Source organism: Actinosynnema pretiosum, assembly GCF_002354875.1.
Lineage (GTDB): Bacteria > Actinomycetota > Actinomycetes > Mycobacteriales > Pseudonocardiaceae > Actinosynnema > Actinosynnema auranticum.
The window spans coordinates 1,632,676-1,655,188 of sequence record NZ_CP023445.1; the positions used below are offsets into that span (position 1 = coordinate 1,632,676).

Sequence of the window (22,513 nt, forward strand, 5' to 3'; positions counted from 1 at the left end):
TGGGACGATGGTGGGCGGAGGTGGTGTCGTGAGCAATCCCGAGCACCCGGTGCTGATCACCGAGGCCGAGCCCTCGTACGAGGACCAGCTCGCGGCGCGCAAGCGCAAGTACGCGATCATGATGGGCTCGCGCATCCCGTGCCTGCTCCTGGCCATGGTCTTCTACGACACGTGGTGGCTGGCGCTGGCTTTCATCGTGCTGTCCATCCCGCTGCCGTGGATGGCCGTGCTGATCGCGAACGACCGCCCACCGCGCAAGTCCGAGAAGGCGAACAAGCACGATGCGGAGAGGCGCGCCCTGGAGGCGCGCCCCCGTCACGTCATCGACGGCTGAGCCCGCAGCGGCGGCTGGGCGCCGACCGACGAGACGGCCCGGCCCGCGGCGCGCACCCCACCGAGGAGCGCGTCGCGCCGGGACGCCCCGGCCAGCCAGGCCGCGAGCAGGCCCGCGTCGAACGCGTCGCCCGCGCCCGTGGAGTCGACGCACTCCACGTCGGTCGCGGGCACCGACACCACGCCGTCGGCGTCCACCCAGCTCGCGCCGTCCGCCCCGGAGGTGGCCGCGACCGCGCCCACCACATCCAGCAGCGCCACCGCCGACGCCGGGTCGGCCGACCCGGTCAGCGCCACCAGCTCCTCCGCGTTGGGCAGCAGCAGGTCGACGCCCCTGATGTCGTCCAGGAACCCGTCGTAGACCAGCGCCGCCGACTGCGGGTCCACCGACGTGGTCAGCCCCGCCTCGCGCGCCATCCGCAGCACCTCCAGGCCCGCGGGCCTGGACGAGGCGTCCAGCAGCACGTACCCGGACAGGTGCAGGTGGGACGAGCCCGCCAGCAGCTCCGGGTTCACGTCCTCGGGCGAGAACCGGGCGTTCGCGCCCCGGTCGGGCAGCATCGTGCGCTGCCCGGTGTCGTCCACCAGCACCACGACGCAGCAGGTCGCCGCGTCCGGGTCGACCGCGAACGCGCAGCGCACCCCGGCCGAGGTCAGCTCGGCGTGCACCTGCCGCCCCGCCGAGTCCGCGCCGACCCGCGCCACCAGCACCGGCGACGAGCCGCAGGCGGCCAGCCACACCGCCGTGTTGGCCCCGGCGCCGCCGGGCTCGATGGTCACCGAGGCGCGCGAGTCGCCGCCGTGCACGATCGGACCGGAGTGGCGGGCGACGACGTCCAGGCCTGCGTCGCCCACCACGACGATCCCGCTCCCCGCCGCTCTCACGCGGAGAGGGCGACCGCGACCCGCGCGGCCAGCGCGGCGTTGGACACCACGAGCGCCTCGTTGGCGTCCAGGCTGACGCCGCCGCTGGCGGTGTGGAAGTGCTCCAGCAGCGCCGGGGTCACCTCCTTGCCGGTGATGCCCCGGTCCTCCAGCAGGGCCAGGCCCTCGGCGAGCAGCCGGTCGTGCAGCTCGACGTCCATCTCGAACTCGACCGGGATCGGGTTGGTCAGCAGCACGCCCGCGTCGCCGGGGACGCCCCGGTGCGCGGCCACGACGGCGGCGGCCTGCTCGGGGGTGTCCACCCGCCACGGGACGCCGAAGTCGGACTCGCGGCGGTAGAACGCGGGGAAGCGGTCGGTGCGGTAGCCCAGCACCGGCACCGAGCTGGTCTCCAGCAGCTCCAGCGTCGCGCCCATGTCGAGGATCGACTTCACCCCGGAGCACACGACCAGGATGGGCGTGGACGCGAGGACGTTCAGGTCGGCGGACACGTCCCAGGTCTCGCTCGCGCCCCGGTGCACCCCGCCGAGGCCGCCGGTGGCGAAGACCCCGATGCCCGCGGCGTGCGCCAGCGCGGCGGTGCCCGCGACGGTGGTGGCGCCGTCCCTGCCCAGCGCGAACGCCGCGCCCAGGTCCCGGCGGGACAGCTTGACCAGGTCGTTGTCCCGGTCGCACACGTAGTCGAGCTCGGCGTCGGTCAGGCCGACCTTCGGCACGCCGCCCAGCACGGCGATCGTGGCGGGGACGGCGCCCGCCTCGCGGACGATCGCCTCCAGGCGCGCGGCGACCTCGCGGTTGCGGCCCGGCGGGAGGCCGTGGGACAGGATGGTGCTCTCCAGCGCGACCACCGGCCGGTTCTCGGCCAGGGCGTCGCGGACTTCTTCGGTGCTGCTCGGCGTGCTCACGAGGGGCCATCATCCCAGGTAAGGTGAGGGTGTGAGCACGCAGACCCTCCCTGAGCTGGACACCAGGCCGGAAGGCACTGACACCACCGGGGACGACTCGCCCAAGATGTTCCACTACGTGCGCAAGGAGAAGATCGCGGAGAGCGCGGTCATGGGCACGCACGTGGTGGCGCTGTGCGGCGAGGTCTTCCCGGTGACGAAGTCGCCGAAGCCCGGCTCCCCGGTGTGCCCGGACTGCAAGAAGATCTACGAGAGCCTGCCCATGGGTGGCGAGTAGCCCCTGATGTCCGGGCTGCCCCGGTGTCCCGCGCTCGAAGCGGGACGCCGGGGCAGTGCTGTCCTGGGAGCGAGTGCCGGGGTTTCCCCAGGTCAGGCGTTCTCCGGCTGACCGGTCCGACCGGTCGCGCCCTGGTCGCCGGGACCGCCGCCGGGGTCGCCGCCCTGCGTCGAGTCGCCGGAGCCGCTCTTCGCGCCGCCGCGCTTGCCACCCCGGCCCGCGACCCGCCGCCGCACGCCCTTGCCGCTCTTGCCGCCGCCGTGCCCGCCCGCCTTGCCCTGCCCGCCCGCCTTGCCCTGCCCCGCGGCCTTCCCCCGGCTGCCGCCGCGCCCGGCGACCTTCCGGCCCGTGCCGCGCGCCCGCCGCTCCTCGGCGTCGTCTACCGCCTCGCCGCCGTCCCGGCTCATGATCCGCTCGGCCGCCCGCACCAGCTCCAGCCGCCGCCAGCGCCGCCGCTGCCGCCGGGTCATCCGCGCGGGCCACATCTCCTGGATCGCGCTGTTGAAGTACGCCCCGATCGTGATCGCCAACCCGATGAAGAACACGAACAGCAGGAACGCGATCGGCGTCGCCAGCGCCCCGTACGTGTAGCCCGTCGTGGTGATCCACCGGATGTACAGCCGCAGCCCGACCGACGACAGGATGAACACCACCATCGCCAGCACCGCGCCCGGCGCGAGCCGGTGCCACGGCAGCTTCCTGGGCAGCGCGAGCTTGTACAGCGTCGCGAGCGCCAGCACGAGCAGCACCCCGATCACCGGGTAGTAGAACGCGCTCAGCCACGCCTCGGCCACGGGCTGCCACCGGTCCGGCAGGAACCGGGGCAGCACGTCCGGCCCGAGCGCCAGCACCGGCAGCCCGATGATCAGCAGCACCAGGCTGACCACGTACAGCAGCAGCGCGAAGATGCGCTGCCACACCTCGTGCCTGACCCCGTACTGGCCGTGCGCGACGGTGACCGCGTCCACGAAGGACGCCATCGCCGACGACCCGGCCCACAGGGATATCAGGAAGCCGACCGACACGATCTCGCCCTTGCCGACCGTCAGGATCTGGTCGACGGTGGGTGTGATCACGCCGTTGACGACGTCACCGCTGAAGATCGTCCGGCAGGTGGAGACGATCTTGTCGCGCACCGCTTGGACCACCTCGGGTCCGAACCACTCGCCGACGTAGCCGATGCTGCCGAGCAGGCCCAGCAGCAGCGGCGGGAACGACAGCACCTGCCAGAAGGCCGCCTCGGCGGCCTCCGAGAAGATGTTGCCCTCCCACGCCTTGGTGATCGTGCGCGCGACCAGCCGCAGGGGGCGCCGCTCCGGCGCGCTGCGGTCATCCTGCCCAGTAGGCGAACCCATCTCGGGATCAAGCATGGAGCATGAGGGGTGTTTTCGCGGCATCGTTCCCTGAACCGCGAGTCGGGATTGGGTACGCTGTCGGAGCCCTCGACGGTCGCCCGCACCGAGGGCATTCGCATGTCGCCGCTCGCCGCAGGTCGTCGCGAGCGCGCCCGCACGCACGACGGAGAAAGAGGTCCGAGGTTGTCCGCACCCCAGGTCGCGTCGACCCGACCGCTGCGGGCGTGGCAGCGCCGGGCGCTGACCAAGTACCTCGCCTCCGGGCCGAAGGACTTCCTCGCGGTCGCCACGCCCGGCGCGGGCAAGACCACGTTCGGGCTGCGGGTCGCCGCCGAGCTGCTGGCCGACCGCACGGTCGAGGCCGTGACGATCGTCGCGCCGACCGAGCACCTCAAGCACCAGTGGGCGAAGGCCGCGGCCGAGGCCGGCATCGCGATCGACTCGAACTTCCGCAACACGAACGCGGTCACCTCCAGGGACTACCACGGCGTGGCCGTGACGTACGCGCAGGTGGCGGCCCACCCCACGCTGCACCGGGTGCGCACCGAGAACCGCAAGACGCTCGTGCTGCTCGACGAGGTGCACCACGGCGGCGACGCCAAGTCGTGGGGCGACGCGATCCGCGAGGCGTTCACCCCGGCGACGCGCAGGCTGTCGCTCACCGGGACGCCGTTCCGCAGCGACGACTCGCCGATCCCGTTCATCACCTACGAGCACGCCGCCGACGGCACCCAGCGCAGCCGCTCCGACCACGCCTACGGCTACGCCGACGCGCTGCGCGACGGCGTGGTCCGGCCGGTGATCTTCCTGGCCTACTCGGGCGAGGCGCACTGGCGCACCAGCGCGGGCGAGGAGTTCGTGGCGCGCCTCGGCGAGCCGCTGACCCAGGAGCAGACCGCGCGCGCCTGGCGCACCGCGCTCGACCCGACCGGCGAGTGGATGCCGTCGGTGCTGATGGCGGCGGACAAGCGGCTCACCCAGCTGCGCGCGAACGGCATCCCGGACGCGGGCGGCCTGGTCATCGCCACCGACCAGACCGTGGCGAAGGCGTACGCGGAGATCCTCAAGCGCGTGACCGGCCACGACGCGACCCTGGTGCTCTCGGACGACCCGAAGGCGTCGGGCCGCATCGCCGAGTTCGCGGCCACCACCGAGCGCTGGATGATCGCGGTGCGGATGGTGTCCGAGGGCGTGGACGTGCCCCGGCTCGCCGTGGGCGTGTACGCCACCAGCGCGTCGACGCCGCTGTACTTCGCGCAGGCCATCGGCCGGTTCGTGCGCTCGCGCGCGAAGGGCGAGACGGCCAGCGTGTTCCTGCCCAGCGTGCCGGTGCTGCTGGGGTTGGCCAGCGAGCTGGAGCAGCAGCGCGACCACATCCTCGGCAAGCCGCACCGGGAGAAGGACGGCTGGGACGACGAGCTGCTCGCCCAGGCCAACCAGACCAAGGACGAGGAGGGCGAGGAGGACCGCGCGTTCACCGTCCTGGGGGCCTCGGCCGAGCTGGACCAGGTGATCTACGACGGCTCGTCGTTCGGCACGGCGGCGCACGTGGGCAGCGAGGAGGAGCAGGAGTACCTGGGCCTGCCGGGCCTGCTCGCGCCCGACCAGGTGCGCGCCCTGCTGCGCCAGCGCCAGGAGAAGCAGCTGGTGGAGGCCAGCAAGCGCAAGGCCGACGCCCCGGCCCCCGCGGCCCCGGCGGTGACCAGGCCGGCGAGCGTGCAGGAGCAGCTCGCGACGCTGCGCAAGGAGCTGAACACCCTGGTCGCGATGCACCACCACCGCACCAAGAAGCCGCACGGCAAGATCCACAACCAGCTCCGCGAGTACTGCGGCGGCCCGCCGACCGCGATGGCGTCGATCGAGCAGCTCGAAGAGCGCATCGCGACTTTGCGCTCCTGGTAGGGCGCTGGTCGGGGGAGGGGCGCTGCCCGGTGGTGGCGCTGCCCGGCTTGGCGCGCCGCCCGGCGCGGTAGCGCTGCCCGGCTTGGGGCGCTTCGGCTTGAGGCGCAGCCCGTGGCGCCAACCGGCCAGGGCGGGGAATCGACCCGCGACCGCGGCCGGACTCCGCGCCGCGCGGGTCCCGCCGCTGGCGTTCCGGGGCTGCCGGGCGCCGCCCGCGCGTGCCCGCCCCGCGCTCCCACCCCCCTGCCCGTTCGGGCTTTCCGGCCCGCGTTCCGGGCAGGAACCCCTCCCGAACCGGACCGCGCCCCTCCCGGACGCCCCCTCCGCGCGGCCCCGTTCGAGTCACCCGGTGCTCCGTCCGCGCGTCCCTCCCGCGCCCCCGCCACACCCCGAATCCGGATCTCCGCGCACCCGCTGGGCCGTTCGTGTCGATGCGCTCGCACCGGTCGCCGTTCATCACGCCTGGTGCTTTACTGCTGCATTCGGCGTAACGCCATGTCCGTTCGGTTACACCTCCGTTAGCTCTTCGTGTCCCTTGACCGATCTAGTGTGCTTCCGGTCACCGGCCTTCCGGACATACGTTGTGCGCCACAACATTTTCTGCCCGCCGGCAGACACAGCGCAGTGAAAGGGATGGCGGATGCGGACCAAGAGCCTCGCCCTCATCGCCGTTGGCACGGGTCTCGCCGTGGCCATGACGGCGTGCGGCGCCAACACCTCCTCGGGTGGCAGCACGACCTCGGACACCAACTCGGCCAGCGGATCGGGTGGCGAGAAGGTCGGCGTCATCCTCCCGGAGACGAAGTCCTCCGCCCGCTGGGAGGGCTTCGACAAGCCCCTGCTGGAGAAGGCGCTCAAGGCCGAGGGCCTGGACCCCGACATCCAGAACGCCCAGGGCGACGTGCAGAAGTTCTCCACCCTCGCCGACGGCATGATCAACGCGGGCGTCAAGGTGCTGATCATCGCCACGCCCAACAGCGAGATCGGCGCGACCGTGGCCAAGAAGGCCGAGGCGCAGGGCATCCAGGTCATCGACTACGACCGCCTCAACCTCGGCGGCAGCTCGAAGTACTACGTGTCCTTCGACAACGTCAAGGTCGGCGAGCTGCAGGGCGAGGGCCTGGTCGCGGGCCTGAACGCGCTCGCCCCCGGCAAGAAGGGCGCCGAGGTCATCGAGATCGAGGGCGCGCCCACCGACAACAACGCCACGCTCTTCTACAACGGCCAGCAGAACGTGCTCAAGCCGAAGTACGCCTCGGGCGACCTGAAGCTGGTGCAGTCCCAGCCCATCGACGACTGGGACAACCAGAAGGGCGGCACCACCTTCGAGCAGATCCTCACCGCCAACGGCCAGAAGGTCGACGGCGTCGTGGCCGCCAACGACGGGCTCGCCGGCGCGGTCATCACCGTGCTGAAGAAGTTCGGCCTCAACGGCAAGGTCCCGGTCACCGGACAGGACGCCACCCCCGAGGGCCTGCAGGCCGTGCTGCGCGGCGACCAGTACATGACCGTCTTCAAGCCGATCGACGAGGAGGCGGGCGCCACCGCCAAGCTCGCCGCCGCGCTCGCCAAGGGCGACACCGCCGCCGCCGACAAGCTCGCCTCCGGCACGGTCAACGACCCCAAGGGCAACCGCGACGTCAAGTCGGTCCTGCTCACCGCCCAGCTGATCACCAAGGACAAGGTGAAGACCGTGGTCGACGCGGGCTTCGTCAAGGCCTCCGAGATCTGCGTCGCCGACACCACCGCGGTCTGCGCCGAGCTCGGCATCAAGTAGCCCCACCCAGCAAGCCCACGCGCGCGCCGAAGGCGGGGCGTCCCCTGAACGGGGACGTCCCGCCCGAGGCGGGCCAGCACCGTGAGGACTCAAGCAGTGAGCGAGCCGATTCTCGAACTGCGCGGCGTCAACAAGAGCTTCGGACCCGTGCACGTGCTCCACGACATCGACTTCACCGTTCGCGCAGGCGAGGTCACCGCGCTCGTCGGCGACAACGGCGCGGGCAAGTCGACCCTGGTCAAGTGCATCGCAGGCATCCACCCCACCGATTCCGGCGACCTGCTGTTCAAGGGCGAGCCGGTCACCGTCACCGGCCCGCGCGACGCGGCGGCGCTCGGCATCGAGGTCGTCTACCAGGACCTCGCGCTGTGCGACAACCTGGACATCGTCCAGAACATGTTCCTCGGCCGCGAGCGCGGGAAGTTCGGCACGCTCGACGAGGCCGACATGGAGCAGGCCGCGCGCAAGACCCTCACCTCGCTGTCCGTGCGCACCGTGAAGTCCGTGCGCACCCAGGTCTCCTCGCTGTCCGGCGGGCAGCGGCAGACCGTCGCCATCGCCAAGGCGGTGCTGTGGGACAGCAAGGTCGTGCTGCTGGACGAGCCCACCGCCGCGCTCGGCGTCGCGCAGACCCGGCAGGTGCTCGACCTGGTCCGCAGGCTCGCCGAGCAGGGCCTGGGCGTGGTGCTGATCAGCCACAACATGAACGACGTCTTCGAGGTCGCCGACCGCATCGCCTGCCTCTACCTGGGGCGGATGGCAGCCGAGGTCAGCACCAAGGAGGTCACGCACGGCCAGGTGGTCGAGCTGATCACCGCGGGCCGTTCCGGCGACCTGGGCATCGCCCGAGCCGAGAGCGCGACCATCTGATGGCCAGCGACACCAGCCGCCCCGAGGCGGCGGACCCCGATCCCCGCCCGCGTGAGGACCCGAGCATGACCAACACCACCGCGGAGAAGGCCGGCCCGGACGGCGGCGCCATCTCCGACTTCGGCATCGACACCACCTCCCGGTCCACCGGCGAGGCCGTCCGCGACTACTTCGCGCGGCTGCGCGGCGGCGAGCTCGGCTCGCTGCCCGCCCTCCTCGGGCTGGTCGTGCTGCTGATCGTCTTCAGCTCGCTGTCCGACTCCTTCCTGACCCTGGGCAACATCGCGAACCTGCTCGCGCAGGGCGCGGGCGTCACGATCATCGCCATGGGCCTGGTGTTCGTGCTGCTGCTGGGCGAGATCGACCTGTCCGCGGGCACCGCGTCCGGCGTCACCGCCTCGGTCATGGCGCTGCACCTGGTCAAGGGCGGCAACCTCATGGGCGGCATGGGGGACACGGTGTTCTACGTGTTCTGCGGCCTGCTCGCGCTCGCCGTCGTGCTCGCCGCCCTCATGCGCATCTGGGCGGGCGCCGCGCTCTCCGCCGTCGCGCTGGCGATCGCCGCGATCGGCGTGCCCGCCAACCCGTGGGTGGAGATGCTGCTCGCGGTCTGCGTCGGCGCGGCCATCGGCTGCATCACCGGGTTCCTGGTCGCCCGCGTCGGCATCCCGTCGTTCGTGGTGACCCTGGCGCTGTTCCTGGCCTGGGGCGGCGTGATCCTGCAGTTCATCGGCCAGGGCGGCACGCTCGGCCTCAACGACGACGTGCTGTTCAAGGTGGCCAACGGCAACCTCGACACCACCGGCAGCTGGGTGCTGTTCGTGATCGCCGCGGGCGGGTTCTCGGCCGTGGTGCTGGGCAAGCACTTCTCCCGGCTGCGCAGGGGGCTCGTCGCGGGCCCCACCCCGCTGGTGCTGGTCAGGGTCGGGCTGGTCGTCGTGCTCGGCGCCGCCGCCACCTACGCGCTCACCCTCAACCGCTCGGTCAGCGACCTGGTCGTCATCCAGGGCGTGCCGTACGTGGTGCCGATCGTGCTGGTGCTGCTGGTGATCGGCACGTTCGTGCTCGACCGCACCCGCTACGGCAGGCACGTGTACGCGGTGGGCGGCAACCAGGAGGCGGCCCGGCGCGCGGGCATCAACGTGCCGCAGATCCGGATGAGCGTGTTCGTCATCGCCTCCAGCGCGGCGGCCATCGGCGCGATCGTCTACTCGTCCAAGGTCGGGTCCGTCGACCCGAACGCGGGCGGCGGCAACACGTTGCTACTGTCGGTCGGTGCGGCGGTCATCGGCGGTACCTCCCTGTTCGGTGGCAAGGGCCGCCTGCGGGACGCGGTCATCGGCGGCGCCGTGCTCGCCACCATCACCAACGGCATGGGCCTGCTCAAGCAGCCCGCGGCCGTGGTGTTCATCGTGACCGGACTGGTCCTGCTGCTCGCCGCGAGCGTCGACGCGCTGTCCCGGCGCCGAGCGGCGGCGTCCCCGCGCTGACGTGACCACCCCCACCGCGGGTGCCCGACCGGACGAGGTCCGCAGGCACAACCGCACCGCGCTGCTGCGCAGGCTGCACGTCGACGGACCGTCCACCAGGGCCGAGCTGGCGGCTGAGCTGGGGCTCAACCGCAGCACGATCAAGGCGCTGGTGGACGGCCTCGCCGAGTCCGGTGTGGTCGCCGAGCGGGTGCCGGCGCAGCGCTCCGGGGCCGGGCGGCCGTCGCTGCTGGTGCTGCCGCAGCCCACCGCCGCCGTGGTGCTCGCGGTGGACGTGCGCGTCGAGCAGGTCGCGATGGGCGTCATCGGCCTGGGCGGCGACATCCTCGGCCGCGACTCGTGGAACCTGCACCACCGCTCCCGCCAGCCCGCCGAGGTCATCACGCACATCGCCGACTCGGCGAAGCTGCTGGCCGACGAGCTGGACGTCACCCCGGTCGCGGTCGGCGTCTCGGTGCCGGGCGTGGTGCGGCGCTCGGACGGGCTCGTGCACGAGGCGCCCAACCTGCACTGGACCGAGGTGGAGCTGGGCGAGCGCCTGGAGGCGGTGCTGAAGGCGCCCGTCCAGGTCGGCAACGACGCCGAGCTGGGCGCGCTGGCCGAGCACCTGCGGGGCGCGGCGCGCGGGGCGTCGGACGTCGTCTACATCTCCGCCGACGTGGGCGTCGGCGGAGGGGTGATCTCGTCGGGGCACCCGCTGCGCGGCGCGGGCGGGTACGTCGGCGAGCTGGGGCACATGCTGGTCCGGCCCGACGGGCGCACCTGCTACTGCGGGTGCCGGGGCTGCTGGGAGACCGAGGTCGGCGAGTCGGCGCTGTGCCGCGCGCTGGCCCTGCCCGAGGACGCGCCGCGCGGGGCGGTGGTCGCCGAGCTGCGCTCGCTGGCGGCCGACCCGTCCTCCGTGGAGCACCGGCTCGGCGAGTTCGCCGAGTGGCTCGCGCTCGGGCTGGTCACGGTGGTCAACATGTTCGGGCCGGAGCTGGTGGTGCTGGGCGACCTGCTCGCCGTGCTGCCGGACGCGGTCGTGGACCGGGTGCGGGCGGTGGTGCGCGAGCGCAGCCTGGTCAGCCGGGCCATCGGCGGCACCAGGATCACCAGCTCACCGCTGGGGCGCGACGCGAAGCTGATCGGCGCGGCGGAACTGGCGTTCGAGCCGGTGCTCGGCCTGGTCTGACCGCCGCCCGCGCGGGTCCTGTTCGGACTTCCCGGAGCCGGACCGCGCCGTGCCGGATTCCCTCGCTGGATCTCCCGCGCTGGATCTCCGCAGCGGACTTCCCGGAGCCGGATCTCCCGGCGCCGCACACGCTTCCGGGCTCCGCGCACCACGATTCGCCGGTGCCGCAAACGTTGTCGCCCCGCGAGCGCGGCGTTCCGCTGACAGCCCAAGGACTTCCGGTCCACGCGCTCGGGCGAGCCGCCCGCTCCGCGCGTCCACCGACGACGCGACCACGTCCGGCCGCGCCCCTGCCTGACCCGCGCCTCTTCCGCGCCGCGGCGGCGGATCGGCGTCCGGGACCTGTTCCCGCGTTCTCCCGCTCCGAGGACCCCTGCACCGTCCGAATGGGCCCCGCGACCGGAGGACGGCGGTCCCCCGGATGCAGGGGAGCGGGGCCCAGCGCGGCTTTCCCACCGCGTCGAACCCCGCCCCGGACGGCTTGGGTGTCAGGGCCGCCTGTTCGGCGGCCCACCGGATCAGCCCTGCTGCAGCTCGGCAGCGAGCTCGCGCAGCTTCGTGCTGTGCTCGCGGGCGTGGTGCCCGCAGAACAGCAGCTCGCCCCCGGAGGGGAGCACGGCGCGAACCTGGGCAGCGGCCCCGCAGCGGTCGCAGCGGTCGGCAGCGGTCAACGCGGGGCGGGTGAGCGTAGTAGTCATGGAAATCTCCCTCCGTCCCGGCACCGGGGATCGGTGCCTCACACCTAGCTGCGACCAACGCCGCACCTGGCTGGCGCGTGGTGTTCGCTTGCTTCCACTCTTGCAGACGCACGGGCGTAAGTCAGTGTTCCCTGGGCCGTGGCGACCCGCGTCACTCCCACTCTTACCCGCGCCATCCGGTGTTCGAACCCGCGTCACCACCGGTTCGGCACCCCTGCGATCACTTTCCGCTGTCAGGCCACCACGCCCGGACCAGCCGCAACGGGGCCGGGAGGCCCAGCACTGCTCCGGAAGGAGGTTTCTGCGGGGCTGACCGTGTGATGGGTCGCACACACGTCCGCCGAGAGCGAACATGCCCCGCAGGGCCCACGATCCGGGCGGAACGCGTCCCCCGCACCAACGGCAGCTCCACGCGGGACGGCACCGAACGGTGGTGTGATGTGCGTCTCTTTCGCAGTGCGGGACTGGTCGCCGGTCACTGCGGGAAACCGGATGACGACTGCGGGATGTGTCCCGCGCGGAAGGGGAGACATGCGCCCAGCGCACCTGACCGCGCCCGTCGTGACCGCCATCGTCCTGTCGGCCTGCGGAACCGGGGGCGCCCCCGGAACCACCGCGTTACCGGACGCTCCCGGCGGAGCCTCCCGTGCCGAGGGCGCCGGGACGTCGGGGGTGAGCGCGAACCTGAGCGCTGACCCGAGCACGACGGCGCCGGACGACGCCTGCACCCCGGAGCAGCTCACCGTGACCGCGGCCGAACGGCGGGCGCCGGTCGCCGACGAGACCCTCTTCGTCATCCGGTTCACCCCCGGCGAGGGCGTCACCTGCGCCCTGCGGGGCGCGCCTGAGGACCCGGAGTTCCTCGACGCGGGCGGCAACGCCCTGCCCGGCGGCCAGGGCGGTTCCCGCGAGCACGCCTGGCCCGCCCCCGTCACCGGCCCGGTGACCGTCGCCCCGATCGGCGACGAGGTCGGCTGAGCCCCCCCGGAACGCCGGAGGGCCCGCACCCCGTGGGTGCGGGCCCTCCGGCGGCGCGGCCGGGCGGACCGCCCGGCGCCGCCCCTGCCTAGTCCAGGTAGTCGCGCAGCACCTGCGAGCGCGACGGGTGGCGCAGCTTGGACATCGTCTTCGACTCGATCTGCCGGATCCGCTCGCGGGTGACCCCGTAGACCTGGCCGATCTCGTCCAGCGTGCGCGGCTGGCCGTCGGTCAGGCCGAAGCGGAGCCGGACCACGCCCGCCTCGCGCTCGGACAGCGTCGCCAGCACCGACTGCAGCTGGTCCTGGAGCAGCGTGAACGACACCGCGTCCACGGCCACCACGGCCTCGGAGTCCTCGATGAAGTCACCGAGCTGGCTGTCGCCCTCGTCGCCGATCGTCTGGTCCAGCGAGATGGGCTCACGCGCGTACTGCTGGATCTCCAGCACCTTCTCGGGCGTGATGTCCATTTCCTTCGCGAGCTCCTCCGGCGTGGGCTCGCGGCCCAGGTCCTGGAGCAGCTCGCGCTGGATGCGGCCGAGCTTGTTGATGACCTCGACCATGTGCACCGGGATGCGGATGGTGCGGGCCTGGTCGGCCATCGCGCGGGTGATCGCCTGGCGGATCCACCACGTGGCGTACGTGGAGAACTTGTAGCCCTTGGTGTAGTCGAACTTCTCGACCGCGCGGATCAGACCCAGGTTGCCCTCCTGGATCAGGTCCAGGAACGCCATGCCGCGACCGGTGTAGCGCTTGGCCAGCGACACCACCAGGCGGAGGTTGGCCTCCAGCAGGTGGTTCTTGGCGCGCTCGCCGTCGCGGACGATCCAGCGCAGGTCGCGCCGCATCTGCGGGGTGAGCTTCTCGCTCTCGTCCTCGGCCCGGCGCAGCCGCTCGGCGGCGTAGAGGCCTGCCTCGATGCGCTTGGCGAGCTCGACCTCCTCCTCCGCGTTGAGCAGCGCGACCTTGCCGATCTGCTTGAGGTAGGCGCGGACCGAGTCGGCCGAGGCGGTGAGCTCGGCGTCCTTGCGGGCCTGCCGCAGCGCCTCCGACTCCTCCTCGTCCCAGACGAAGTCGCCCTCGCCGGGCTTGGCGTTCTCCTCCTCGGCGGGCTCCTCCTCGACGGGCTCGTCGATCAGCTCGACGTCGTCTACGAGATCCTCGTCGCCGGGGGCGCCTTCCATGTCCTCGGGCTCGTCGCCCTCGCCGGCCTTCTTCGCCTTGGGGGAACCCGCGGCGGCCTTGGCGGCAGTCTTGCGCGGCGCGCGTGCTGTCGTCTTGCCCGCCGCGGCGGTCTTCGCTGCCGGCTTCCTCGCCGGAGCCTTCCTCGCCGAGGTGGCCTTGGGCGTCTCCTCGGCATCAGCCTTCGCTGCCTGAGTCGTCTTCGCGGCTGCCACGTACGCCCTTTCACGACTGTCGATCAAGGCAGGCCGAGGCGCGCGATCCTCGGCCGCCGGAGTATGGGGGAGCGCCCGCCGGTCTGAGGCCGGGAGGGGCACCGTTCCATTGTAACGACGGAAAGCGCGTGCCGTTGCGCACCGGCCTGGACGAAGCCGCTCGGGCACGCGATCCCGAGGTGCGGAACTCGACGAGAACCGCAGGTGATCAGTGCTGGAAGCCCCTGGTGGCGGCCACCGCGGCCCCGACGATGCCCGCGTCGTTCTTCAGCGCGGCGGCCACGACCGGGGTGCGGACCTCCAGCAGGGGGAGCCACTTCTCCGCCTTCTTGCTCACCCCGCCGCCCGCGATGACCAGGTCGGGCCAGATCAGGTTCTCCAGCACGTTGACGTACCGGGAGACCCTGGGCGCCCACTCGGCCCAGGACAGCCCCTTGTCCTCCTTCACCGAGGCCGCGGCGCGCTTCTCCGCGTCGTGCCCGTCCACCTCCAGGTGGCCGAACTCGGTGTTGGGGACGAGCTTGCCGTCCAGGAACACGGCGCTGCCGATGCCGGTGCCGAAGGTCAGCAGCACGACCAGGCCGTCCTTGCCCACCCCCGCGCCGAACTCCATCTCGGCGACGCCCGCCGCGTCCGCGTCGTTGAGCACCACCACCTGGTCGGCGGCCCGACCGAGCCTGCGCGCGAACAGCGCCTGCGCGTCGGTGTCGATCCAGCCCTTGTCGACGTTGGCCGCGGACAGCGCGACACCGCGCTTGACCACGCACGGGAGGGTGATGCCGACCGGGCCGTCCCAGCCGAACTTCTCCACGATCTCCGCGACCACGTCGGCTACCGCGTCCGGCGTGGACGGCTGCGGCGTGGCGATGCGCAGCCGCTCACCGTCCAGCGCGCCCATCTCCAGGTCCACCAGACCGCCCTTGATGCCCGAGCCGCCGATGTCCACGCCGAACCCGCGGGTCATGACCATCCCCGTGGCCTTCCTACTCGATTCAGATGCCGTGGCCGAAGACACTAGCCTGGCCACGTTCGGTAGTCCCGTTGGAGTGACGCAGGAGGAGCACGTGCCTTTCGATCACCGGGCCCTGGTCGACGTCGCGGTGCGGGTGGCCACCGAGGCGGGTGAGCTCGTTCGCACCAGTCGGGACCAGGCGGTGTCCCTGGTGGACACCAAGTCCACCATCACGGACGTGGTCACCGAGGCCGACCGCGCGTCCGAGCGATTGGTCCGCGCCCGTCTGGGTGAACTTCGTCCGGGTGAGCCGGTGATCGGCGAGGAGGAGGGCGGCGAGGCGGCGCTCGACGGGCTCACGTGGGTCGTTGACCCGATCGACGGCACCGTCAACTACCTCTACGGCATTCCCCACTACGCGGTGTCGGTCGCGGCGCAGGAGGACGGCGAGTCGGTCGCGGCGGCGGTGGTCGAGCCCGCGTCCGGCCGGGTCTGGACGGCCTCGCGCGGCGGCGGCGCGTTCCTGGACGGCGTCCCGCTGCGGGTGTCCGCGCCGGAACGCCTGGACGTCACCCTGCTGGGGTACGGGTTCGCGTACCGCGCGGAGCGCAGGCGGCGGCAGGCGCAGACCTGGGCGGCGCTGTCCGAGGTGGTGCGCGACATCCGCCGGGCGGGCGCGGCGTCGCTGGACCTGTGCGCGGTGGCGGCGGGCAGGCTGGACGCGTACGCCGAGCACTCGCTCGGCCGGTGGGACTGGGCGGGCGGCGCGCTGCTGGCCCGCGAGGCGGGCGCGGTGGTGCTGCTGCCGGGCGAGGCGCCGGAGCTGGGCGCGGACGCGACCTTCGCGGCGGCCCCGTCGATCGCGGACGCCCTGCGGACGGCGCTGGTCGACGCGGGGTTCGGCGAGGTCTGACGGGCGGTGGCGGGCCTGCGCCGGGCGGGCCTGCGGCTGGTGGGCGCTTGGGGGCGCGTGGTCAGGGGCCCGTTGACCGGATCAGTCGGGCGGCCGGATCAGTCGGTTGGTCGGGCGACCGGGCGGGGTGCTGACGGTTGGCGGTGCTTATGGTCAGAACCCCGCTGACCGGCCGGCCGGGTGGCCGGGTGGGGCGCGGGCGCTGGCGGGCGCGCGGTCCGGGCCCGCTGACCGGATCGGCCGGGTGGTCGGGCGGCCGAGTGAGGCACAAACGCTTGGCGAGCGCGAGGTCAGAGCCCGCCGACCGGGCGGGACCCAGGCGGGTGGCGGCGCCCGTGGTCAGAAGCCCGCTGACCTGCTGGCCAGCGGGATGGTCGGGCGGTCGAGTGGGGCGCAAGCGCTTGGCGTGCGGTCAGAGGCCCGCTGACCGGGCGGTCCGGCGACCGGACGGGACCCAGGCGGTCGGCGGTGCCCGTGGTCGTCCCCGCCCGCGGTGCGCGGTCGAGCGGGTCCGGCGGTCGGCCAGCCGCGCGGTCAGGTGGTCCGGAGGGCGCGGTCCGCACTCCTGCGGGCCCCCAGGTGGCCCCACCGGGCCTCGTGGCGCGTCGGCGGTCTTCCCGGTGGCCGCGCGGGCGTCAAACGGTCCTGGCGCGTTCTGGGGCCTTCCCGTCCCGAGCGCCCCCGCCCCGGTCCCCGGCCCTCCCGACCCACCTGCGACCCGCCGCACCCCACCACCCCCGAAAACAGCTGTGCCGCCCACCGGAACCGGTGGGCGGCACAGCCGTTGCTCGCTCGGATCGCTCCGGGTGCTAGCAGTGAACTTCGCGCGCTGCCGCCAGGTGGTCAGCGTCCAACTGCGGCGAGGAGGGCTCGGCGGCCTGGCCGCCCTGCTGCTCCGGCTGCTGCTCGGCCCAGGCCGCCAGCTGGTCCAGCACCTTCCGCGCCTCGTTGTTCGGCTTCACCTCGGTGAACTTCTTGCCCACCGCGATGTCCACCGTGGCGTCCTGCCGGTCGTCGCGGACCAGCTCCATGCACGGCTCCATGACGCTCAGCGTCCGCGCCGCCTCCGCGCCCGGCGCCCCGAACCGGATCTGCCCCCGGCAGGCCATGTCCTGCGCGGGGTAGACCGGGTCGTTGCCGGGCTCGGCGGCCTGCTGGGCGCCCATCTCCGTGAGGGAGGTGGCCACGAACTTCGCCTGGTTGCGCTGCGTGCTCGCGTTGAACGCCCGGAAGTGGATCTCGCCCACCGGAGCCAGGTCCGTTCGATCGAGCGCGTCGTGCCCCAGTGCCGTCCCCAGCACCTGCTCCTGACCGGGGGCGACCCCGCCGGGAGCGTTGCACTTGATGGCCGCGTCCATGTCCTCGGCCTCGCCGAGGACCTTCACCCACACGACAACCGAAGACACCACAAGCACCAGGAGCAGGAGCAGCGCAGGCACCGGCCTCCGCTTCCGGTAGCGCGCTGACCCGCCGCTCACCGTTCCGCTCGCGGGTTCCACGTCCGCCGACCTCCCCATTGGCGCAAGTACTCCTCCTGATCAGGCTATGCCCAGCTACGGCTTCCCGCGTTCCGGGAATACCGTGACGACGAGCAATCACCCTGTGGCGGGCAGTGGTCGCCCAGTCGAGTGACGCCACCCGTCCGCACCGGGAACGGCGGCACTCGCGGACCAGCCTATCGGGCCTGGGAGAGAAGGGACCGTCACCCTTCTGCTCAATTAGGGGGAACCCGGTGCACGCGAGCCTGATCAGTGAGCTACCCTCTGCGCGCTCCGCGCATCGCCGGACACCCGTCAGACCGACGTGTGGAGGGGGCTTGTCGCCCGGTGTGCGGGCGTAGAGACCTCCGTCACCCGTGGCGGGGGCACAAACAGGAGCGCTGGTGCGTTAACCAGCGCGCGACACAGTCTCCGTTGACCGCAGGGGTGAAAGAAGATGGCGACCGACTACGACGCTCCGCGTCGCAGCGAGGCGGACGAACTCGCTGAGGACTCCCTCGAGGAGCTGAAGGCGCGGCGCAATGAAACGCAGTCCGGGGTCGTCGACATCGATGAGGACGCGACGGCCGAGAACTTCGAGCTGCCCGGCGCCGACCTGTCCGGCGAGGAGCTCACGTTCAAGATCCTTCCGAAGCAGGCTGACGAGTTCACCTGCTCGAAGTGCTTCCTCGTGCACCACCGCAGCAGGCTGGCCGAGGAGGAGAACGGCCAGTACATCTGCCGGGACTGCGCCTGAGCGACCGGGCGCAGGCCCCCTCACCGGGACGACCCCACCGCAACGCCGCTTCGGAACCATCCGGGGCGGCGTTCGGCGTTCCGGGGCGCGTTCCGGCGCCGGTTCCGCCGAACGGCCGCGAGCCGTTCTCCCGACCCGGCGGGGCGACTTCTCCGCCGGACCGCCGGAGTTCTCCGGCGCGGACGCGGGTGGTGTTGTCACCCGACCGGGCCAACCTGGCGCGGGAATCGACGGCTAATCCGCCCGTCCGCACAACCCGTCCATCGGAACGGGTGTAAACGGAATCATTTGGGGTAACCGATGTGGTTGCGCCCCGACTCGCCGCGCACGACCACCACTGGCGGGGGAGCGCCACTTTCCGCACGAATGCGGACAACTCCGGTTCGGTTCACCGATCGTTAGTGGATCGAAACCAAGCCGTTCGACGGGTCCGAGCGGTGATCAACAACCGCCGAACCCGTCCGAAATTCCACCATTCGGGATTTCCGCCGCGCCGGACCGCGCATTCCGCGCGCCCGGTCGGCCGCCCCGGTCGAGCGCCCGCGCCGACCGCTACGCGTCGGCGTCGCCCTCGGGGTTCGCACTCGGGGCCGCCGCACCCGCCTTCGCGGCCGGGGCCTTCGCCGCCTCCGCGCGCAGCGCCTCGACCAGCCTCTCCGGCGAGCGCGTGCTGAACAGCCAGTACGGCGTCGGGTCCTGCGGGTCGACCAGCCGCACCCGCAGCATCGTCGGCACCCAGCCACGGTGCAGCACGAACGCCATCGGGTCCAGCTCCGGCCCCATCGCCCTGCGCTTGCCCTTGGCGTCGACCACCTCGACCTCGCCGAGCAGCCCCACCGGCACGTGCGCGGAGCCCACGGTCAGCTCCCCGCCCGACACCTCGACGCGGGTCCACCCCATCCGGACGATCAGCGCCAGCGTCAGCGGCAGCACGATCACGTAGGGCAACCAGGACCGGACGCCGGGGAAGCCCATGTGCACCTCGGCGGCGAGCAGGGACGCGGCGGCGAGCGGCAGCAGCCACCCCCACCAGGGGATGAACAGGCGCTCGCGGAAGGTGGTCGGGGCGGTCACAGCACTCTCGCTCACGCGGTCAGGGTAGTCTCGCGCGCCGTGCCCAGCGTCGAGGTCCTGTTGTCCCGGCTCGATCCTTCAGTCCCGCCCCCGTCCTACGCCCGGCCGGGTGACGCGGGCGCCGACCTGGTCACCACGTCCGACGTGGTGATCGAACCCGGCGAGCGCGCCGTGGTCGGCACCGGCGTCGCCATCGCGCTGCCCCAGGGGTACGCGGGCTTCGTGCACCCGAGGTCGGGGCTGGCCGCCAGGGTGGGGCTGAGCGTGGTGAACACGCCGGGGACGATCGACGCGGGGTACCGGGGCGAGATCAAGGTCTGCCTCGTCAACCACGACCTGCGCGAACCGGTGGTGCTGAGCCGGGGCGACCGGATCGCCCAGCTGGTGGTGCAGAAGGTGGAGCACGCGGTGTTCCGCGAAGTCGACGAGCTGCCGGAGTCCGAGCGCGGCGACGGCGGCTACGGCTCTACTGGCGGGCACTCGGTGCTCGCCCGGACTAAGGGGTGAGGCGATGTTCGGACGGCGCCGCAAGCGCGGTCGGCACTCCACGAACCGGGGTGGCGAGGACGACCTGCTGATGGAGGAGGGCGAGGAGGCCACCGGCCCGTTCGACTCCACGCAGGCGCCGGAGGACGGGATCAACCGGCTGGACCTCGGCTCGGTCCAGCTGCCCGTGCCGGACGGCGTGCAGCTGCAGGTCGAGATGGACCCGACGGGCGCGGTCCGCGCGGTGCACCTGCTGACCCCGGTGGGCCAGCTGACCGTGAGCGCCTTCGCGGCCCCGAAGACCGAGCGGCTGTGGCCGGAGGTGAGCGCCGAGCTGATCACCCAGCTCAAGGGCGACAACTTCCGCATCAACCGGCTCAACGGCGAGTGGGGCGAGGAGATCACCGCCCGCTCGCCCGAGGTGCACCTGCGGTTCGTGGGCGTGGACGGCCCGAGGTGGATGCTGCGCGGCGTCGCGGCGGCACCCTCGGAGGAGCAGGCCGAGCAGGCCCTGATGGCGCTGCGCGACCTGCTCCGCTACACCGTGGTCGTGCGCGGCACCCAGCCGATGCCCGTGCGCACCCCGCTGCCGGTCGAGCTGCCGGAGGCCATCGCCCGGCACATCGCCGCCCAGCAGCAGGAGCAGTAGGCGCCGAGCCGGGGACGGCGCCGGGGCGAGCTGTCCGAGGGTGCTGCCAGCAGTCAACCGCCAACTGTTGGCAGCGCTCCGGTCCCGGCCGCCGACTCGGCCCACGCGGCCACCGCCGCCCCGCCCAGGCTCTCCCGGTCGCGCCCGAGGTCGGCGAGGCCGATCCGCCGCACCACCGCGCCCGGCGCGGTCCGCCCCCACAGCTCCGCCACGTCCAGGGGGTGCACCGGGTCGTCGACGCACGCCGCGATCCCCACCGGCGCCCGCAACCCGGCGAGCTCCTCCGGGGTCGGCCCGTCCGAGGCCGCCGCCGCGCGCAGCACCGGGACCAGCCGGTCGCCGTGCCGGGTCCAGGCCCGCCGCAGCTCGTCGCCCAGCCAGCCGGTCACCCCGCGCAGCGCGCCCTCGACGCCCGCGTCCACCGCGCCACCGGCCCCGGAGCCCGCCGCCCCGCCGTCCGCCGCCCCGCCGTCCGGCACCCGGCCACCCGGCTCCCCGCCGGACCCGGCGGCCTCCGCCCGCCCCGCCTCCACCGCCGCCGCGCTCGCGAGCGCCGACAGCGCGGCGGGCGCGCCCTCCGGCGACCCGGTCCAGGCGGGCAGCGCCAGCAGCAGCCCCAGGCACCGCTCCGGGTTCCGCGCCGCCCACCGCACCGCCACGTGCGCGCCCAGCGACACCCCGCCCACCACGAAGCGCGCGGGTCCGGCGTCCAGCGCCGCCAGGTGCCCGGCCACCGTCGCGCTCGTCACCGCCACCAGCCGACCACCCGCCCGTGCCACCGGTCCGGCGAACACCGAGCGCACGAAGACCTCGTCCGAGGCGGTCCCCGGCACCACCAGGACGGTTGTGTTGTTCACGACCCCACATCCTCCCCCGGTCGGATACCCGAACGGGTGCGCACGGTTACCCTGACGAGCAGATGGGGCCTCGGCGTCGAGGCCCCGCACCCACAGCACCCAGGAGTCGGGGATGGCTAGTTCCGGGGGCGGTTACTGGCGTCGCCTCGTACGTCGGCTCACCACCGACGTCAGCGAGCTGGACGCCGACGACCTCTCGCGAAAAGCCGCGGAGGTCGGCGCGGTCCGCGCGTGCGACTGCAAGTCCGGCGAGCAGGTGACGGTGATGGGCAGGCTGCGCAGCGTCGAGCTGTGCCCGCGCGACGCCGCCGCGACGCTGGAGGCCGAGCTGTACGACGGCACCGAGGGCGTGACGCTGGTCTGGCTCGGACGCCGCCGCATCGCGGGCATCGAGCCGGGCCGCACGATCAAGGCCAAGGGCCGCATCGCCGTCCGCGACGGCCGCAAGGTCCTCTACAACCCCTACTACGAGCTGCAGACGGCTTCATGACCCAGGCGAACAAGTCCGACCAGCCCGAAGAGCAGCCGACCATGCTGGAGCAGATGGGCGGGGTCGTCGGCCTGGCCTGCTCCGCGCTCCCGGTCGTCGTCTTCGTCCTGGTGAACTCCTTCGCGGGCCTGGTGCCCGCCATCTGGAGCGCCCTCGGCGCCGCGCTCGTGATCGGCGTCGTGCTGGCCAAGCGCAAGGGCTCGATCCAGCCCGCGATCTCCGCCGTGTTCGGCGTGGGCCTCGCGGCGTTCATCGCCTACCGCACCGGCTCGGCCAAGGGCTTCTTCCTCTTCGGCATCTGGCAGAGCCTGGTCTACGGCGGCGCGTTCCTGCTGTCCATCGCGCTGCGCTGGCCGCTGGCGGGCGTCGTCTGGTCCTTCCTCAACGGGCAGGGCCGCGCGTGGCGCGAGGACAGGGCGTCGGTCCGCGACTACGACATCGCCACCCTGGTGTGGGCGCTGGTGTTCCTGTCCCGCTTCGCGGTGCAGCGCTGGCTCTACGACGAGGCCTCGGTGGGCTGGCTGGCGTTCGCCCGCATCGCGATGGGCTACCCGCTGATGGCGATCGCCGTGGCCACGACGGTCTGGGCGGTCCGCCGCTCCGACAAGCGCCTGGCCGCCCTCAAGGAGAGCGCCGAGGCCGAGGAGGCGGCCGAGGAGGAGCGCCTGCGCGCCCGCTACGGCGACCCGGCCGGGCAGGCGGCGCCCGAGCCCCGGACCGAGGTCGCGGGCGACCCGGCCGACGCCGAGGTGCCCGACCGCTCCGGCACCCCCGGCCAGCGCTAGCCGCGCCGCACGGGCGCCCCAGCCGGAGCAGA

General features: G+C 72.9%; 23 protein-coding genes. 14 read left to right on the forward strand and 9 right to left on the reverse strand.

Translation table 11 applies throughout. The annotated features are described in order from the left end of the window. Positions 1–7: 7 nt before the first annotated feature. A complete protein-coding gene (locus CNX65_RS07415) occupies positions 8–334 on the forward strand; it encodes a DUF3099 domain-containing protein (RefSeq protein ID WP_096492100.1) in 327 nt (108 codons plus the stop codon). On the opposite strand, the gene CNX65_RS07420 is transcribed toward CNX65_RS07415, so the two are convergent. After that, positions 316–1,218, reverse strand: coding sequence for a carbohydrate kinase family protein (locus tag CNX65_RS07420; protein WP_096492101.1), 903 nt, complete (start codon positions 1,216–1,218; stop codon positions 316–318). The two genes, CNX65_RS07415 and CNX65_RS07420, sit on opposite strands and share 19 nt — an antisense overlap. Next, the gene (locus CNX65_RS07425; RefSeq protein WP_096492102.1) at positions 1,215–2,123 is read right to left on the reverse strand and encodes a pseudouridine-5'-phosphate glycosidase; all 909 of its coding nucleotides are present in this window, start codon (positions 2,121–2,123) and stop codon (positions 1,215–1,217) included. The genes CNX65_RS07420 and CNX65_RS07425 overlap by 4 nt, the downstream gene beginning before the upstream one ends. Positions 2,124–2,154: 31 nt before the next feature. Here CNX65_RS07425 and CNX65_RS07430 point away from each other — a divergent pair, with 31 nt between their 5' ends. Then, the gene (locus CNX65_RS07430) at positions 2,155–2,400 is read left to right on the forward strand and encodes a DUF3039 domain-containing protein (protein WP_096492103.1); all 246 of its coding nucleotides are present in this window, start codon (positions 2,155–2,157) and stop codon (positions 2,398–2,400) included. 92 nt (positions 2,401–2,492) lie between these two features. Here the strand turns inward: CNX65_RS07430 and CNX65_RS07435 are convergent, their stop codons facing one another. Then, positions 2,493–3,755 carry a YihY/virulence factor BrkB family protein gene (locus CNX65_RS07435; RefSeq protein WP_232519733.1) on the reverse strand — a complete coding sequence of 421 codons (1,263 nt, stop codon included), beginning with the start codon at positions 3,753–3,755 and terminating at the stop codon, positions 2,493–2,495. A gap of 117 nt (positions 3,756–3,872) precedes the next feature. Here CNX65_RS07435 and CNX65_RS07440 point away from each other — a divergent pair, with 117 nt between their 5' ends. From CNX65_RS07440 to CNX65_RS07460, 5 genes are all read left to right on the forward strand, one after another. Next, complete coding sequence (locus CNX65_RS07440; RefSeq protein WP_232520134.1) at positions 3,873–5,657, forward strand: DEAD/DEAH box helicase; 1,785 nt, start codon at positions 3,873–3,875, stop codon at positions 5,655–5,657. A gap of 640 nt (positions 5,658–6,297) precedes the next feature. After that, entirely contained in the window at positions 6,298–7,434 is a 1,137-nt protein-coding gene (locus CNX65_RS07445) for a sugar ABC transporter substrate-binding protein (RefSeq protein ID WP_096492106.1), read from the forward strand. 96 nt (positions 7,435–7,530) lie between these two features. After that, the gene (locus tag CNX65_RS07450) at positions 7,531–8,304 is read left to right on the forward strand and encodes an ATP-binding cassette domain-containing protein (protein ID WP_096492107.1); all 774 of its coding nucleotides are present in this window, start codon (positions 7,531–7,533) and stop codon (positions 8,302–8,304) included. 65 nt (positions 8,305–8,369) lie between these two features. Then, positions 8,370–9,794, forward strand: a complete 1,425-nt coding sequence (locus tag CNX65_RS07455) for a sugar ABC transporter permease (RefSeq protein ID WP_096492108.1) — start codon at positions 8,370–8,372, stop codon at positions 9,792–9,794. A 1-nt stretch (position 9,795) separates the two neighbouring features. Beyond that, positions 9,796–10,968 (forward strand): ROK family transcriptional regulator, encoded by a 1,173-nt coding sequence (locus CNX65_RS07460; RefSeq protein ID WP_096492109.1) that lies wholly within the window; start codon positions 9,796–9,798, stop codon positions 10,966–10,968. 518 nt (positions 10,969–11,486) lie between these two features. Here CNX65_RS07460 and CNX65_RS07465 read toward each other — a convergent pair. Continuing rightward, positions 11,487–11,666, reverse strand: coding sequence for a DUF7455 domain-containing protein (locus CNX65_RS07465; protein WP_015800348.1), 180 nt, complete (start codon positions 11,664–11,666; stop codon positions 11,487–11,489). A 531-nt stretch (positions 11,667–12,197) separates the two neighbouring features. On the opposite strand from CNX65_RS07465, the gene CNX65_RS07470 reads away from it, so the two are divergent. Next, complete coding sequence (locus CNX65_RS07470) at positions 12,198–12,644, forward strand: hypothetical protein (RefSeq protein WP_096492110.1); 447 nt, start codon at positions 12,198–12,200, stop codon at positions 12,642–12,644. An 88-nt stretch (positions 12,645–12,732) separates the two neighbouring features. Here CNX65_RS07470 and CNX65_RS07475 read toward each other — a convergent pair whose 3' ends face one another. Both CNX65_RS07475 and ppgK read right to left on the reverse strand, forming a co-directional pair. Continuing rightward, positions 12,733–14,040 carry an RNA polymerase sigma factor gene (locus CNX65_RS07475; protein WP_096492111.1) on the reverse strand — a complete coding sequence of 436 codons (1,308 nt, stop codon included), beginning with the start codon at positions 14,038–14,040 and terminating at the stop codon, positions 12,733–12,735. Between the two features lie 208 nt (positions 14,041–14,248). Further along, entirely contained in the window at positions 14,249–15,010 is a 762-nt protein-coding gene (ppgK, locus tag CNX65_RS07480) for a polyphosphate--glucose phosphotransferase (RefSeq protein WP_096492112.1), read from the reverse strand. Between the two features lie 94 nt (positions 15,011–15,104). Here ppgK and CNX65_RS07485 point away from each other — a divergent pair, with 94 nt between their 5' ends. After that, on the forward strand, positions 15,105–15,905 hold the full coding sequence (locus CNX65_RS07485) for an inositol monophosphatase family protein (RefSeq protein ID WP_096492113.1): 801 nt from the start codon (positions 15,105–15,107) through the stop codon (positions 15,903–15,905). Between the two features lie 809 nt (positions 15,906–16,714). Here the strand turns inward: CNX65_RS07485 and cei are convergent. Then, positions 16,715–17,422, reverse strand: coding sequence for an envelope integrity protein Cei (gene cei, locus CNX65_RS07490; RefSeq protein ID WP_096492114.1), 708 nt, complete (start codon positions 17,420–17,422; stop codon positions 16,715–16,717). 418 nt (positions 17,423–17,840) lie between these two features. On the opposite strand from cei, the gene CNX65_RS07495 reads away from it, so the two are divergent. After that, the gene (locus tag CNX65_RS07495) at positions 17,841–18,140 is read left to right on the forward strand and encodes a DUF4193 domain-containing protein (protein ID WP_015800354.1); all 300 of its coding nucleotides are present in this window, start codon (positions 17,841–17,843) and stop codon (positions 18,138–18,140) included. A gap of 552 nt (positions 18,141–18,692) precedes the next feature. Here CNX65_RS07495 and CNX65_RS07500 read toward each other — a convergent pair. Further along, positions 18,693–19,229, reverse strand: coding sequence for a DUF3093 domain-containing protein (locus tag CNX65_RS07500; protein WP_232519735.1), 537 nt, complete (start codon positions 19,227–19,229; stop codon positions 18,693–18,695). A gap of 24 nt (positions 19,230–19,253) precedes the next feature. Here CNX65_RS07500 and dut point away from each other — a divergent pair, with 24 nt between their 5' ends. Together dut and CNX65_RS07510 are read left to right on the forward strand one after the other, a co-directional pair. Continuing rightward, the gene (dut, locus tag CNX65_RS07505) at positions 19,254–19,721 is read left to right on the forward strand and encodes a dUTP diphosphatase (protein WP_096492116.1); all 468 of its coding nucleotides are present in this window, start codon (positions 19,254–19,256) and stop codon (positions 19,719–19,721) included. A 4-nt stretch (positions 19,722–19,725) separates the two neighbouring features. Next, positions 19,726–20,349, forward strand: a complete 624-nt coding sequence (locus tag CNX65_RS07510) for a DUF3710 domain-containing protein (protein WP_015800357.1) — start codon at positions 19,726–19,728, stop codon at positions 20,347–20,349. A gap of 53 nt (positions 20,350–20,402) precedes the next feature. Here CNX65_RS07510 and CNX65_RS07515 read toward each other — a convergent pair whose 3' ends face one another. Continuing rightward, positions 20,403–21,206, reverse strand: coding sequence for an alpha/beta fold hydrolase (locus CNX65_RS07515; protein ID WP_096492117.1), 804 nt, complete (start codon positions 21,204–21,206; stop codon positions 20,403–20,405). A 112-nt stretch (positions 21,207–21,318) separates the two neighbouring features. Between CNX65_RS07515 and CNX65_RS07520 the strand changes: the two genes are divergently transcribed. Together CNX65_RS07520 and CNX65_RS07525 are read left to right on the forward strand one after the other, a co-directional pair. Further along, positions 21,319–21,696 (forward strand): OB-fold nucleic acid binding domain-containing protein, encoded by a 378-nt coding sequence (locus tag CNX65_RS07520; RefSeq protein ID WP_015800359.1) that lies wholly within the window; start codon positions 21,319–21,321, stop codon positions 21,694–21,696. Further along, positions 21,693–22,481 (forward strand): DUF3159 domain-containing protein, encoded by a 789-nt coding sequence (locus CNX65_RS07525; protein ID WP_096492118.1) that lies wholly within the window; start codon positions 21,693–21,695, stop codon positions 22,479–22,481. Before CNX65_RS07520 ends, CNX65_RS07525 begins: the two co-directional genes overlap by 4 nt. Positions 22,482–22,513 lie beyond the last annotated feature (32 nt).